16 protein-coding genes are annotated in these 13,892 nt (G+C 46.2%); 13 read left to right on the top strand and 3 right to left on the bottom strand.

The window, feature by feature from the left end:
- Positions 1-9 precede the first annotated feature (9 nt).
- Positions 10-975, bottom strand: a complete 966-nt coding sequence (locus tag QF06_RS18265; protein WP_021481022.1) for an iron-hydroxamate ABC transporter substrate-binding protein — start codon at positions 973-975, stop codon at positions 10-12.
- Between the two features lie 177 nt (positions 976-1,152).
- Between QF06_RS18265 and QF06_RS18260 the strand changes: the two genes are divergently transcribed.
- A complete protein-coding gene (locus QF06_RS18260; RefSeq protein ID WP_003227087.1) occupies positions 1,153-1,551 on the top strand; it encodes a hypothetical protein in 399 nt (132 codons plus the stop codon).
- Between the two features lie 43 nt (positions 1,552-1,594).
- Here the strand turns inward: QF06_RS18260 and QF06_RS18255 are convergent, their stop codons facing one another.
- Positions 1,595-1,948 (bottom strand): hypothetical protein, encoded by a 354-nt coding sequence (locus QF06_RS18255; RefSeq protein ID WP_003236356.1) that lies wholly within the window; start codon positions 1,946-1,948, stop codon positions 1,595-1,597.
- A 246-nt stretch (positions 1,949-2,194) separates the two neighbouring features.
- The gene (cotNE, locus tag QF06_RS18250; RefSeq protein ID WP_003227093.1) at positions 2,195-2,560 is read right to left on the bottom strand and encodes an inner spore coat protein CotNE; all 366 of its coding nucleotides are present in this window, start codon (positions 2,558-2,560) and stop codon (positions 2,195-2,197) included.
- Between the two features lie 90 nt (positions 2,561-2,650).
- Between cotNE and QF06_RS18245 the strand changes: the two genes are divergently transcribed.
- From QF06_RS18245 to eutH, 12 genes are all read left to right on the top strand, one after another.
- Complete coding sequence (locus QF06_RS18245; protein ID WP_041850317.1) at positions 2,651-3,085, top strand: lipocalin family protein; 435 nt, start codon at positions 2,651-2,653, stop codon at positions 3,083-3,085.
- A complete protein-coding gene (locus tag QF06_RS18240; protein WP_003242636.1) occupies positions 3,066-3,623 on the top strand; it encodes a hypothetical protein in 558 nt (185 codons plus the stop codon). The genes QF06_RS18245 and QF06_RS18240 overlap by 20 nt, the downstream gene beginning before the upstream one ends.
- 39 nt (positions 3,624-3,662) lie before the next feature.
- Positions 3,663-4,475 (top strand): sugar-phosphatase, encoded by an 813-nt coding sequence (yidA, locus tag QF06_RS18235; protein WP_041850318.1) that lies wholly within the window; start codon positions 3,663-3,665, stop codon positions 4,473-4,475.
- Positions 4,476-4,629: 154 nt separating this feature from the next.
- A complete protein-coding gene (gene yxeI, locus QF06_RS18230; RefSeq protein WP_041850319.1) occupies positions 4,630-5,616 on the top strand; it encodes a penicillin V amidase in 987 nt (328 codons plus the stop codon).
- A gap of 430 nt (positions 5,617-6,046) precedes the next feature.
- Positions 6,047-7,372, top strand: a complete 1,326-nt coding sequence (locus QF06_RS18225; protein WP_015715007.1) for an LLM class flavin-dependent oxidoreductase — start codon at positions 6,047-6,049, stop codon at positions 7,370-7,372.
- A gap of 13 nt (positions 7,373-7,385) precedes the next feature.
- Complete coding sequence (gene snaB / locus QF06_RS18220) at positions 7,386-7,883, top strand: sulfur-containing aminoacid acetyltransferase SnaB (RefSeq protein WP_003242734.1); 498 nt, start codon at positions 7,386-7,388, stop codon at positions 7,881-7,883.
- A 24-nt stretch (positions 7,884-7,907) separates the two neighbouring features.
- Entirely contained in the window at positions 7,908-8,702 is a 795-nt protein-coding gene (locus QF06_RS18215; RefSeq protein ID WP_041850320.1) for an amino acid ABC transporter substrate-binding protein, read from the top strand.
- A 22-nt stretch (positions 8,703-8,724) separates the two neighbouring features.
- Complete coding sequence (locus QF06_RS18210; protein WP_003227111.1) at positions 8,725-9,399, top strand: amino acid ABC transporter permease; 675 nt, start codon at positions 8,725-8,727, stop codon at positions 9,397-9,399.
- Positions 9,400-9,411: 12 nt separating this feature from the next.
- A complete protein-coding gene (locus tag QF06_RS18205) occupies positions 9,412-10,161 on the top strand; it encodes an amino acid ABC transporter ATP-binding protein (RefSeq protein ID WP_003243284.1) in 750 nt (249 codons plus the stop codon).
- 16 nt (positions 10,162-10,177) lie between these two features.
- Positions 10,178-11,320 (top strand): N-acetyl-sulfur-metabolite deacetylase SndB, encoded by a 1,143-nt coding sequence (gene sndB / locus QF06_RS18200; protein WP_041850321.1) that lies wholly within the window; start codon positions 10,178-10,180, stop codon positions 11,318-11,320.
- Positions 11,317-12,654 carry an MmgE/PrpD family protein gene (locus QF06_RS18195; RefSeq protein WP_029318595.1) on the top strand — a complete coding sequence of 446 codons (1,338 nt, stop codon included), beginning with the start codon at positions 11,317-11,319 and terminating at the stop codon, positions 12,652-12,654. The genes sndB and QF06_RS18195 overlap by 4 nt, the downstream gene beginning before the upstream one ends.
- Positions 12,655-12,723: 69 nt before the next feature.
- Entirely contained in the window at positions 12,724-13,836 is a 1,113-nt protein-coding gene (gene eutH / locus QF06_RS18190; protein WP_029318596.1) for an ethanolamine utilization protein EutH, read from the top strand.
- The last annotated feature ends 56 nt before the right edge of the window (positions 13,837-13,892 follow it).

The raw sequence follows: 13,892 nt of genomic DNA, 5'->3' as shown, positions 1-13,892 counted from the left end.
GCCGTTTTTTTATTTTTTATTTTCTTCGGCCCGTTTGATCAGCATGTCGGTGATGATATCCACCTGTTTGCTGACAGAAATCGGGTCGTACGGGTAGAACGTGTCAAAGTCATTGATAAACACGCGATTATGTTTAACAGCGTCAAGATTTTTCCAAATAGAGGAATGCTCCAGCTTGTCGAGTGTTTTGCTTTCGCCTTTCGGGTTGTAATCCGTAATGAACATATAGTCTGCGGCATACTCAGGAATAACCTCTTGAGAGAGCTGTTTCATCTCTCCTTTTTTGATGACATCTTGCTCAATTTTTTCAGGCGCTTTTAACCCAAGTGCATTGTATACAGCTTGGCCGCCGCGTCCGCCATTGTCATTGAACACCCAGAATTCGCCCTTGTCTGTGTTTTCATAAATGCCGAAGGTCGCATCTTTGTCGATGACGCCGGCAATTTTCTTCTTAGCTGCTTCCGCTTTTTTGTTAAAGTCAGCCATAAAGGATTTTGCTTTGTCTTTCGCTCCGGCGATTTCTCCGAACATGCTGACTGTGTCTTCTACGTTTTTCGCTGTGTTATAAGGTATGACAACAGTCGGAGCGATTTTCTTTAATTTATCAACATTCTCTTCATTCATGACAACAATTAAGTCAGGCTGAAGCTCCATCACTTTTTCAACGCTGATTGGATCACCAACATCCTTCACATTTTTCAGCTTTGATTTTAAAAACGGATTATCAAATGACCATGAGCCTGAGCCGACCACATTGGCCCCGACAGACAGCAATTCACCGGCATAAAAATCAGTGACGATGCGTTTCGGATGTGCAGGAATGTTGACGTTCCCTTTTGGTGATTTGTATGTTCTCATTTCTGTTTTTTCGGAAGCAGAATCGCTTGAGCTCCCTTTAGAAGCCGTGCCGCTGCAAGCGCTGACAAACATGAGAAGCAGCACAAGCATGCCCACGAGCAATATGTTCTTTTTCATCAAGAACCCTCCCACTATGTATCTCAATAGATTAGTAATGATTATCATTATCAATTAATAATATAGCAAGAAACCTGTTCCCCGTCTATCACTATTTTTAAGGGAGAAAGTTTTTCCCGTTTATGGGTGACGCGGTATGCCTAATCGATTATTATAGGTAAATAGGAGGAGAAAAATATGGGAATTACAAAAAGAGGTTCCGCTTGGGAATGGCTGCATAGCTGGTGGATGCTGTTTATTTTCATGCCTTTTGCCATTACCAGTTTTTTTGCCTTTTTATTTATTGGCATCAAGGTTAGAAATAGAAAGTGGATCATGTACGGCATCATTTATTTTTTCATTTTTGCGTTTGGTTTTGTATTGCCCGATCTGCCCGGTGTTTTTATTGTGGTCCCGTTATGGGCGGTGACCATTATTCATGGATTTAAAGTGCGCCCGCTGTATTTGATTCAGCTGGATGTCTACAAAGATCATGTGGAGGCGCGGGCTTTTGCCGAGGCAAGAAGTGAAGCCGAGAGCAGATTTCATGCACCGAAACAGTCTATTCAGGATATACATATTCGCAAAGAACAGTAAGAAAAAAAGCTCAACACTCGCATTGTGTTGAGCTTTTTATATGTTACTGCTGATAGGATTGCTGCTGAAATGGCGTGTTTTGGCCGAATGGAAGTGTAGACACATTCGTATTCATGACGCTGGATTGTCCAGTAAGTTCCTGTTGCATTTGGTTGCACATGTTGACAACCTGCTGGCACTTTTGAATCGCCATGTCATGCCCGTGCAGTGCTTGCTGAATGGTATGTGCAGCTTGTTGTTCGTGGTTTAGAATCTGCTGCAGCATTTGGATGTTTTGCTGTTCCTGATGAAGCATTTGGCGATATTGCTGGCTGCTTTGCTGTGTTTGCTGAATGAGCTGCTGAGCAGTCTGGCGGCATTGATTCAGCTGCTGCAAGCCGTGTTGTGTATTATGCATGAATGATCCCTCCATGTATCGATTGACGTGAGTCGGTATTATCATGCAACCTGATTGAAAAGAAATTCTGCAAATGAGGAACTACAATTATTTTCCTCAGCCCCTCTGTCTTTGAATGAAAACGGTAAAGATTGTATACTGGGTACAAACCCTTTTTATGTAAATGTTCCGTTTTAACATATAAGAATGGCGGAAAACGAAACCCTGAGATGGGAGAATCGTATTCCGCTTTTTTCTTTGTTTCGCTCAGAAACCGCCTTCCCCTGCAGTAAATGGGATATTCAGCCGGTTTTCTACTGTACGGAGGCGCTGATTGAGCCGGTTTAAGCGGCGTGTATGGCGTTCAACAGCCTGGCTTAGCTGATTGACCTGTTCGGCAATCCGTGCAATTTCCCGATTTTGACGGCGGTCTTCGTTTGTCAGACGGGTTAATTCTCTTGACTGCTGTTCATTTTGCCGTTCAAGTGCTGCGATTCTTCTTTCCAATGCCGGCTGTCTGTCCATTTGGTATGGATCGTATACATCCTGCTGCGGATAAGGATTGTACTCATAGTGGCTATAGTAAGGTTCCTGCTGAGGCAGCTGAGGGCTGTAATATTGATAAGGGTTCATTATGATCAATCTCCTTGTGGGTGAATTCCTTATAACTTATGTAGTCATTGGCACAGTGGCACGGCATTCGCCCAAAAAGAGGAGGAATGGATGGTGATCCCCTTGAGAAACAAATATGGCATTTTGTTTTTAATTGCTGTATGCATCATGGTATCGGGCTGCCAGCAGCAAAAAGAAGAGACGCCGTTTTATTACGGAACGTGGGATGAGGGGCTTGCCCCCGGGCCAACGGACGGCGTGAAATCAGCAACAGTCACATTTACCGAAGACGAGGTTGTGGAAACGGAAGTGATGGAAGGAAGAGGAGAGGTACAGCTGCCTTTTATGGCATACAAGGTGATTTCCCAAAGCACTGACGGGTCTATCGAGATTCAGTACCTCGGCCCCTATTATCCGCTCAAAAGCACGCTGAAAAGAGGAGAAAACGGGACATTGATATGGGAGCAAAATGGCCAGAAAAAAACGATGACAAGAATCGAATCAAAGAACGGCAGGGAGGAGAAAGATGAGAAATCAAAAAGCTGAAAGACTGGTGGCAGCGGGGCTTGTTTTACATATCATTCAATGGATATTTATATTATGGGCTTTTCTCAAAGTCAAACATTTATTTAGTGACTATACGATCTATAACCCTAATGTCATCAGCGGCTCCATGCAGTCCTTATCGTTTATACAAATGATGCGCGCTATGATGTACTCAGGGGCAATCGTGAATTATGTGTTGTTTTTTGCCCTTGTATTGCTGATTTATGGCATAGTGCTTCATGCCATCCTGATCGTTCTGGAAATGGCGGCTTACGTCATGATCAGACGGAATCCATCATCTTCATGGGGGTTCTTTTTCATCGCGGCGGGTGTGAAGCTTGCCATCTTGAATATAACCGGCATTCCTTTTCTAGCTGCCGGCTTTCTGCTGATGAAACAGAAAAAAGCAGAAAACGGCGTCAAGGCAGAAAGAAAGCGGAAACCGCGCTTGCGTATCCGAAGACAAGGGCGGCGTCTAAACAGAATCCGGAGAAAACCATCTCTTCCGGTTGAATATCAAAAAGAAAAAACGATATGATGGGACTATAGCCTGAAAACGACATGAAGGAGATGCAGGATGTACAAACTAATTGCAATTGATATGGATGGAACACTTTTAAATGATCATCATGAAGTAACAGAGGAGGTCCGCGACGCCCTTCACGCGGCAAAAGCGGAAGGTGTCAAAATTGTGCTTTGCACCGGCCGGCCTATCGGGGGCGTGCAGAGATATTTAGATGAACTGAATTTAATTGAAGAAGGCGACTATGTCATTGCGTATAATGGAGCGCTTGTTCAAAATACGCATACAAATGAAGTGGTCTCGGAGCTGTCTCTCGGCTATGATGATTTGACTTCATTATATGACCTGAGCTTAGAGCTGAAGACGCCGATGCATTTCTTTGACTCATCTAATTTGTATACGCCTAACCGGGATATTAGCGAATTTACCGTATACGAATCCTATGTGACACAGGTGCCGCTTCATTTCCGCAAGATTGACGAGGTGCCAAAAGATATCCTCATCCCGAAAGTGATGTTTATTGATAAACCGGAGAACTTAAACCGCGTCATTACATCGATTCCAAAAGACGTGAGAGAAAAATATTCAATGGTCAAAAGCGCGCCTTTCTTTTATGAGATTCTGCACCCGGAAGCCAGCAAAGGAAATGCTGTACGCCAGCTGGCTCAGCTGCTTGGAATTGAACAGGCGGAAGTCATGTGCATAGGCGACAACGGGAACGACCTGACAATGATCGAATGGGCGGGCTGCGGGGTTGCCATGGCAAACGCCATCCCAGAAGTATTGGAAGCCGCAAACTTTCAAACACGCTCCAATAATGAACATGGTGTTGCGCATGCGATTCACGAGCTTGTTTTGGCTAAATAATAAAAAATCCAGCCTTCTAAAGGCTGGATTTTTTCGTTTTATTTGATGTAATGTCAATTCTTTGACGAACCGATTTGACTTTCGTTATGCTGATAAAACCAATTCGTTCACAATATGTATGATATTAATCTGAATTGAAAAGGGGACTGATCAAATGTGCACAAGTCTTACATTGGAAACTGCTGACCGTAAACATGTATTAGCGAGAACAATGGATTTTGCATTTCAGCTGGGGACGGAGGTCATTCTCTATCCGCGCCGTTACAGCTGGAAGAGTGAAGCTGACGGAAAGGCCCATCAGACACAGTACGCGTTTATCGGTATGGGGAGAAAACTTGGAAATATATTATTTGCCGACGGTGTTAATGAAAGCGGTTTATCGTGTGCTGCACTTTATTTTCCTGGCTATGCGGAGTACGAAAAAACGATACGGGAAGATACCGTTCACATTGCCCCGCATGAGTTTGTGACATGGGTGCTGTCAGTCTGTAAGTCTTTGGAAGACGTAAAAGAAAAGATTCGATCTTTAACGATTGTAGAGAAAAAATTAGATCTATTGGATACAGTTTTACCGCTTCACTGGATATTGTCAGACCGGACGGGCCGAAGCCTGACGATAGAACCGAGAGCAGACGGCCTCAAAGTCTATGATAATCAACCTGGTGTCATGACGAACAGCCCCGACTTTATATGGCATGTAACCAATCTGCAGCAATATACAGGAATCAGACCGAAGCAATTAGAGAGCAAAGAATTGGGCGGATTAGCCCTTTCTGCTTTTGGCCAAGGCTTAGGAACTGTTGGTCTGCCGGGGGATTATACACCGCCTTCCCGGTTTGTCAGAGCTGTTTATTTGAAAGAACATCTAGAGCCGGCGGCCGATGAAACGAAAGGTGTAACAGCCGCTTTTCACATTTTGGCAAATATGACGATACCAAAGGGCGCAGTGATAACGGAAGAAGACGAAATTCATTATACGCAATATACTTCCGTGATGTGCAACGAAACTGGAAACTACTATTTCCACCACTATGACAATCGGCAAATCCAAAAAGTGAGTTTATTTCATGAAGACCTAGACCGCCTTGAGCCTAAAGTGTTTTCTGCTAAAGCAGAAGAAAGTATTCTAGAACTTAATTAAGATTCAATTAGCTGATTTCGGTATGAATCCGGGATCAGCTTATTTTTTTATGTGATGTCTCAGCTTCTGAATGAGTTGGAAAATGGACCGTTCTACGACGGCGACACGCGCGTTTATTAGCAAAGAGCAAAAGCGACGGCAAAATGCGTATGGTCGGAAGTAGAGATAAGGTACAAGCTACATTTATATAAAACTTGGATCAAAACGAGGTTCAGCATCAGACTGGTTTTGCCAGTATACAGGTTGCACAAATGCCGTCCCATGATACTGCGAAATTCTTTTCAGCTTAAAAAGAAAAATTTAATCTTAACTCATTGACAAACGTCCAAGACAAAGGTACATTTTGATTTATTCATATTAAACGACTAGGAATATAGGAGTTTATTTTTCGGATTATTCAGCCTAAAAACATGATAAAAGGAGTATCGTCATGACAAGCAAAAAGAAACAAATCAAATTAGGGGTATTTTTAGCAGGTACAGGCCATCATGTTGCGTCTTGGCGGCACCCTGACGCGCCGTCAGATGCGAGCATGAATTTGGATTATTTTAAAGAGCTTGCGAAAACAGCGGAGCGGGGCAAGCTGGATATGCTGTTTTTAGCGGACAGCCTTTCTATTGACAGCAAATCACATCCAAATGTATTAACAAGGTTTGAGCCATTCACCCTGCTCTCTGCTTTGGCGCAGGTCACATCAAAAATCGGACTGACAGCAACAGCCTCCACTACATACAGCGAGCCATTCCATATTGCCAGACAGTTTGCGTCATTGGATCATCTCTCCAATGGCCGTGCCGGATGGAACGTCGTCACTTCATCTATTGAATCAACAGCGCTGAATTTCAGCGGTGAAAAGCACCTTGAACACCATTTGCGCTATCAGCGGGCAGAGGAATTTGTCGAGGTTGTAAAGGGGCTTTGGGATTCATGGGAAGAGGACGCTTTTATCCGTAATAAAGAAACGGGTGAATTCTTTGACAAAGAAAAAATGCACGAGCTGAACCACAAAGGAGAATATTTCTCGGTTCGCGGACCTCTAAACGTTTCAAGAACGCCGCAGGGCCAGCCTGTCATTATCCAGGCAGGATCATCAGGAGACGGAAAAGCGCTCGCTGCCAGAACAGCAGAAGTGATCTTCACAGCACAAAACCACCTGGAATCAGCTCAGGAATTTTATCAATCCATTAAAGAACAGGCTGCGGAATTCGGACGTGATCCAGAAAAAATTGCCATCATGCCGGGTATTTTCCCAATCATTGCCGATACAGAAGAAGCAGCGCAAGCCAAATACAAGGAGCTTCAAGATCTGATTATCCCATCTGTCGGTCTGCAAATTCTCCAAAATTACTTAGGCGGAATTGATTTGTCGGCATATCCGCTTGATGGGCCGCTGCCGAAGCTTGACGCAGAAGCTTCCAATGCGGTGAAGAGCCGCTTCAAGCTTGTTCAGGAGATGGCTGAACGTGACAATATGACGATACGAGAGCTTTACAAATACGTTGCAGGCTCCAGAGGCCACCATATCTTCGTCGGCACGCCGGAGCAGCTCGCCGACAAGATGCAGGAATGGGTGGATACGAAAGCGTGTGACGGGTTTAACATCATGCCTCCGCTTCTTCCAGAAGGAATTGAAGTGTTTGTTGATCAAGTGGTTCCGATTTTACAGGAGCGCGGCGTGTTCAGAAAAGAATATGAAGGCACAACATTACGAGAGCATTTCGGTTTGGAAAAGCCGGTAAACCGCTATGCAAAGTAAGGAGGAACGCTAGATGAAGCCACGATACCGCCTTGCAGTTGAACGTGATGCCGAACAGCTTCTCGAGCTGACATTGCGGGCTTATGAACCGATTCGAAAGCTCGGCATTCGTTTTGCTGCCGCTCATGCGGATTTGGATTTGGTGCTGAAAAATATTCGGGAAAATGCTTGCTACGTCATGGAAGAAGACGGGCGGATCATCGCGACCATCACCTTGAGAATGCCTTGGGGAAAACAGCCGGGACCGTATGGCGTTCCGCATATCTGGTGGTTTGCTGTGGACCCCGACACCGGAAAAAAAGGAATCGGAACAAAGCTGCTTCAATGGCTGGAGGAAACAATCCTTCGCGATACGTTAAAGGTTCCGTTTGTCTCACTCGGAACAGCGGATAAGCATCCGTGGCTGATTGAGATGTACGAACGAAAAGGATATGTCCGCTCAGGTGAACAAGACCTTGGAAAAGGGCATATCACAGTCTATATGAAAAAACAATTGCGACATGATCTATAAAAATAGAAAAGGCGGGAAAATCAAATGAAGATGAAAAAATGGACAGTGCTGGTCGTTGCTGCATTATTAGCGGTGCTCTCAGCTTGCGGCAATGGAAACAGCAGCAGTAAAGAGGCTGACAATGTGCTTCATGTCGGTGCGACAGGACAAAGTTACCCATTTGCTTATAAAGAAAACGGAAAGCTGACAGGTTTTGACGTGGAAGTGATGGAAGCAGTCGCTAAGAAAATTGACATGAAACTGGACTGGAAGCTGCTTGAATTCAGCGGGCTGATGGGAGAGCTTCAAACAGGCAAGCTTGACACCATTTCCAACCAGGTAGCTGTGACAGACGAACGTAAGGAAACGTATAACTTTACGAAACCATACGCTTATGCGGGAACACAGATTGTCGTCAAAAAAGACAATACAGACATCAAATCAGTAGACGATTTAAAAGGCAAGACAGTCGCAGCCGTTCTCGGTTCAAACCACGCGAAAAACCTTGAAAGCAAAGATCCTGATAAAAAAATCAATATCAAAACGTACGAAACACAAGAGGGTACGCTGAAGGATGTTGCGTACGGACGTGTAGACGCTTATGTCAACAGCCGAACTGTATTGATCGCGCAAATCAAGAAGACCGGTTTGCCATTAAAGCTTGCAGGAGATCCGATTGTTTACGAACAGGTTGCATTCCCATTTGCCAAGGACGATGCGCACGACAAGCTCCGCAAAAAAGTCAATAAGGCGCTAGATGAATTGCGTAAAGACGGAACACTGAAAAAACTCTCTGAAAAATACTTTAATGAAGATATCACAGTAGAACAGAAGCATTAAGAAACGGCGGTGAATCACCAGAATGAACACGATTGATTGGGAATTCATGATATCAGCGTTCCCGACTTTAATTCAGGCCCTTCCGATCACGTTGTTTATGGCCATAGCGGCTATGATTTTTGCCATTATCGGAGGACTTATTCTCGCACTCATTACAAAGAACAAAATTCCAGTGCTTCATCAGCTGTCAAAGCTGTATATATCCTTTTTCCGAGGCGTGCCGACACTGGTGCAGCTGTTCTTAATCTATTACGGGCTGCCGCAGCTATTTCCAGAGATGAGCAAAATGACAGCTCTCACAGCCGCTATCATCGGGTTAAGCTTAAAAAATGCAGCATATTTGGCAGAAATCTTCAGGGCTGCCCTCAATTCTGTTGATGACGGGCAGCTGGAGGCGTGCCTGTCTGTCGGTATGACAAAATTTCAGGCATACAGACGGATTATTTTGCCGCAAGCGATCCGAAATGCGATCCCGGCAACGGGCAATACATTTATCGGGCTCCTGAAAGAAACGTCACTGGCCTTTACATTAGGGGTCATGGAGATGTTCGCCCAAGGGAAGATGTACGCTTCAGGAAACCTCAAATATTTTGAGACGTACTTGGCGGTTGCGATCGTCTATTGGGTTCTTACCATGATCTACAGCATGTTGCAGGACTTGTTTGAACGTGCCATGAGCAAGCCATACCGGACTTAGAGGTGAAATCAGTTGATAACAGTAAAAAATATTCGCAAAGCGTTTAAAGATCTCGTCGTGCTCGACGGAATCGATCTAGAAGTGAAACGCGGAGAAGTGGTGGCAATCATCGGTCCGTCCGGTTCCGGAAAATCAACGCTTCTCCGGTGCTTAAATCTATTAGAGCGTCCGGATCAAGGCCTTATTGAAATCGGAGAAGCCAAACTGAACGCGGAAAAGTTTACACGCAAGGAAGCACATCGGCTTCGCCAGCAAACGGCCATGGTCTTTCAAAACTACAATCTGTTTAAAAATAAAACGGCTCTGCAAAACATTACAGAAGCTTTAATCGTGGCTCAACATAAACCACGCGACGAAGCGAAACGTATTGGAATGGAGATTCTGAAACAAGTCGGTCTGGAGCATAAGGCTGACAGCTATCCGATCACAATGTCCGGCGGCCAGCAGCAGCGAATCGGCATTGCGCGGGCGCTTGCGGTCAATCCGCATGCGATTTTGCTGGATGAACCAACGTCAGCGCTTGACCCTGAGCTCGTCACAGGGGTGCTTCAGGTCATCAAGTCCATTGCGGAAAAACAAACAACGATGATCATTGTTACACACGAAATGGCGTTTGCAAAAGAGGTTGCTGATCAAGTGATTTTTATGGCAGACGGCCATATTATCGAGCAGGGAACGCCAGAGGAATTGTTTGACCATCCGAAAAACGAACGGACGAAACGATTTATCAAGCAGGTGGGAGAGCCTGCAGAGCTTATATAAGAAGGAGAGAAGAACAATGGCCGACAAAGCGTTTCATACCCGTTTAATCAATATGCGGCGTGATCTTCATGAACATCCTGAACTGTCATTTCAAGAGATTGAAACGACGAAAAAAATCCGCCGCTGGCTTGAGGAGGAGCAAATCGAAATACTTGATGTTCCTCAATTGGAGACTGGTGTGATTGCAGAAATCAAAGGACGGGAAGACGGCCCCGTGATAGCAATACGAGCGGACATTGATGCGCTCCCGATCCAAGAACAGACGAATCTCCCATTTGCATCTAAGGTTGATGGCACAATGCATGCATGTGGACACGATTTTCATACTGCTTCTATTATTGGCACAGCGATGTTGCTGAATCAAAGAAAGGCCGAGCTGAAAGGTACAGTCCGCTTTATCTTTCAGCCGGCCGAAGAAATTGCCGCAGGAGCAAGAAAGGTCATAGAAGCTGGTGTACTTGATGACGTTTCCGCGATTTTCGGCATGCACAATAAGCCGGATCTGCCTGTCGGAACCATTGGTGTAAAGGAAGGTCCGCTTATGGCAAGTGTTGACCGGTTTGAGATCGTCATCAAAGGGAAAGGCGGACACGCCGGCATCCCGAATAACAGTATTGATCCAATCGCTACAGCCGGACAAATCATCAGCGGGCTGCAATCTGTGGTCAGCCGCAATATCAGCTCACTGCAAAACGCAGTCGTCAGTATCACAAGAGTACAGGCGGGCACCTCGTGGAACGTAATTCCAGACCAAGCTGAAATGGAGGGGACGGTTCGAACCTTTCAAAAAGAAGCGCGGCAGGCTGTTCCAGAGCATATGAGACGAGTGGCTGAAGGAATTGCAGCGGGCTATGGGGCACAAGCAGAATTCAAGTGGTTTCCTTATTTGCCTTCCGTTCAGAATGACGGCACATTTTTGAATGCGGCATCCGAAGCTGCGGCACGGCTTGGCTATCAAACCGTTCACGCTGAGCAGTCTCCGGGCGGAGAAGACTTCGCTCTGTATCAAGAGAAGATTCCGGGATTTTTTGTCTGGATGGGAACGAACGGGACGGAGGAGTGGCATCATCCGGCCTTTACACTGGATGAAGATGCCCTTACGGTTGCCTCACAATACTTTGCGGAGCTGGCGGTTATTGTATTGGAGACCATCAAATGAGCAAACAAGGGCTGACAGCAGGTCTTGCAGCGGCTGTGAGAACATCACAACCTGAGCATTCAGTTGACGCGATTCGCGAAGCAAAAAAAGGATTACTTGATTTTACTGCCGCTTCATTCGCAGGAAGAGAAGATAAAGGAATTCAAAAGCTCCTCCGTCTGATAGAGGATGAAGGAGGCCGGCCCCTTGTTCCTATTATCGGACAGGGCAAAAAGGCCGCGCCATTACAATCCGCGATGCTGAATGGATTTATCGCCCATGCATTGGATTTTGATGATGTCCACTCCGATGTAAGAGGACACCCCAGTGCAGTCATCGTACCGGTCCTTATTGCATCTGCCGCTCGCGGACATGACGAGCGGCTTCTTGGCGCTTATATTGTTGGTGTTGAAGTGATGGCACGGCTGGGAGAATCAATTGGCAGCCGCCACTATGAAAAGGGCTGGCATAATACAGGAACGCTTGGTGCCATCGCTGCTGCCTGCGCCGTAGGTTATGCTGAGGAGCTGACTCAGGAAGAGCTGGAAAAAGCAATTGGTTTTGCGGCTACGCAATCTGCTGGGATGAGGGTGCAATTTGGAACAGAAATGAAACCGCTGCACGCCGGTTTGGCGGCTCAGGCTGGCTTGCTGGCCGTTAAGCTGGCCCAATCAGAATTTGGCGGGTCCCGCACGGCATTTGATGGAGAAACTGGTTTCTTCAGTCTGTACGGTGACGTTGAGAAAGCACAACACACTTTGCTAAACGATTGGGGGGCACCGTGGAGAATTGTGCAGCCGGGTCTATGGTTTAAAATCTATCCATTTTGTTCCGCGGCACACCATGCAGCAGATGCGGTACGACAGCTTATCTCCGAAGAAACCATTTCTGCTGCCAATACCGAACGTATTGAAGTGATATTTCCGCCAGGCGGAGATGCTGCATTGACGGAAAGATCTCCAAAAACTGGAGAGGAAGGCCGTTTCAGCGTTGAATATGTGATTGCTCTTGCTTTGCATGGACACGGCCTGACCGTTGAACATTTCAGCAGCCAGCCGATCCCAAGCGGGGTTCAAACGACAATGGGGCGAATTCAGCGCGTATATGACAATGCTATTCAGCCGGCTCCTCATGCCGTTCCAAAAGGCCGTTTCACGATTGTCCGGGCCTATTTATCAGACGGCCGGATTTGCGAAGCGCGTGTGGACTGCCCAAAAGGGGCGCCAGGAAATGAGCTGTCTGAAGAAGACATAAAAGAAAAATTGACATTAACGGTCCCGCAAGAAAAAGCGCGGAGAATCATAACAGCCGTTGAAAAAGCCGATATAAAAGAATTTTTAGCTCATATTGAATAAGATCAACTCTATTCGGTGATTTCAGATGATATGATAAAACCAATCATACGTTTGAAAAAGGAGAAAACCATGACGGTGAATGACGCGGTTGTATTCATTTTGGCTGCCTTTTTACTATGGGGAGCGGCGGATTATTGTTTGGGAAACAGATGGGGGCTAGGCGAGCGGTTTGCGGACGGCTTTAAGGCTATGGGGCCGCTGGCGCTGTCCATGATCGGAATTGTGTCGCTGGCGCCCGTGCTGGCAGCAATCCTGATTCCCATTGTTGCTCCGTTTTACACGGCGATTGGCGCGGACCCTTCTTCCTTTGCGAACACCATTTTGGCGATTGATATGGGAGGATATGCGCTGGCTGGAGAAATGGCGAAAGATCCGCAGGCCGGGCTGTTTTCATGGGTGTTTTTAGGAACAATGATGGGACCGGCAATCGTCTTCACGATTCCCGTCGCTCTTGGCATCATCGAAAAAGAGGATCATCCGTATTTTGCGAAAGGCATATTAATCGGGCTGTGCACAGTGCCGATCGGTTGCTTAATCGGCGGATTATGCGCAGGCTTTGACATCGGCATGATAGGTAAAAATCTTCTGATCCCGAGTCTGTTATCTGCTGTGATCGCTTTTGGGTTATGGCGATACACCGACAGAATGATTCAGTTGTTTCATCTCTTCGGGAAAGCGGTCAGTGTGGTTGCGATTATCGGGCTTGCAGCTGTTTCAGTTGAAACGATGACCGGCATTGTGCTGATTCCGGGAATGGAGAATGTCGAGACAGGGATACAAACGACAGGGACCATCGCCATTGCCTTGGCAGGGGCGTTTCCAATGACGGCTTTTATTACAAAAACCTTTAAAAAACCGCTTCAGGCCCTGGGGAAACACCTTCATTTAGATGAGACAGCAACAGCAGGATTAGTGACCTCTTTGGCGCATCATATCCCGATGCTGGCTTCATTAAAGAATATGACGCCGAGAGGAAAGGTCATCAATGTCGCGTTTGCGGTCAGCGGCGCCTTTGTACTCGGCAGCCATCTCGGTTTTGTAGCTGGAATGAAAAAAGAAATGGCGGCGGCCATGATCATTGGGAAATTAGCAGGCGGAGTCACAGCTGCCGCAGCGGCTGCTTGGATGACACCTGCACAATCAGCTAAACAGCAAAAACGTATCTCAGCCAGCCATAGCTGAGGCAGAAGCTGTTTCAACTTTGTCCAATCGGGAATGTTACAGTAAAGATTTCTGTG

Origin of the sequence: Bacillus sp. YP1, assembly GCF_000877815.1 — a bacterium.
Taxonomy (GTDB): domain Bacteria; phylum Bacillota; class Bacilli; order Bacillales; family Bacillaceae; genus Bacillus; species Bacillus subtilis.
The sequence above is the reverse complement of the archived record's forward strand: the minus strand, read 5'-3'. Positions and strand labels throughout refer to the sequence as shown.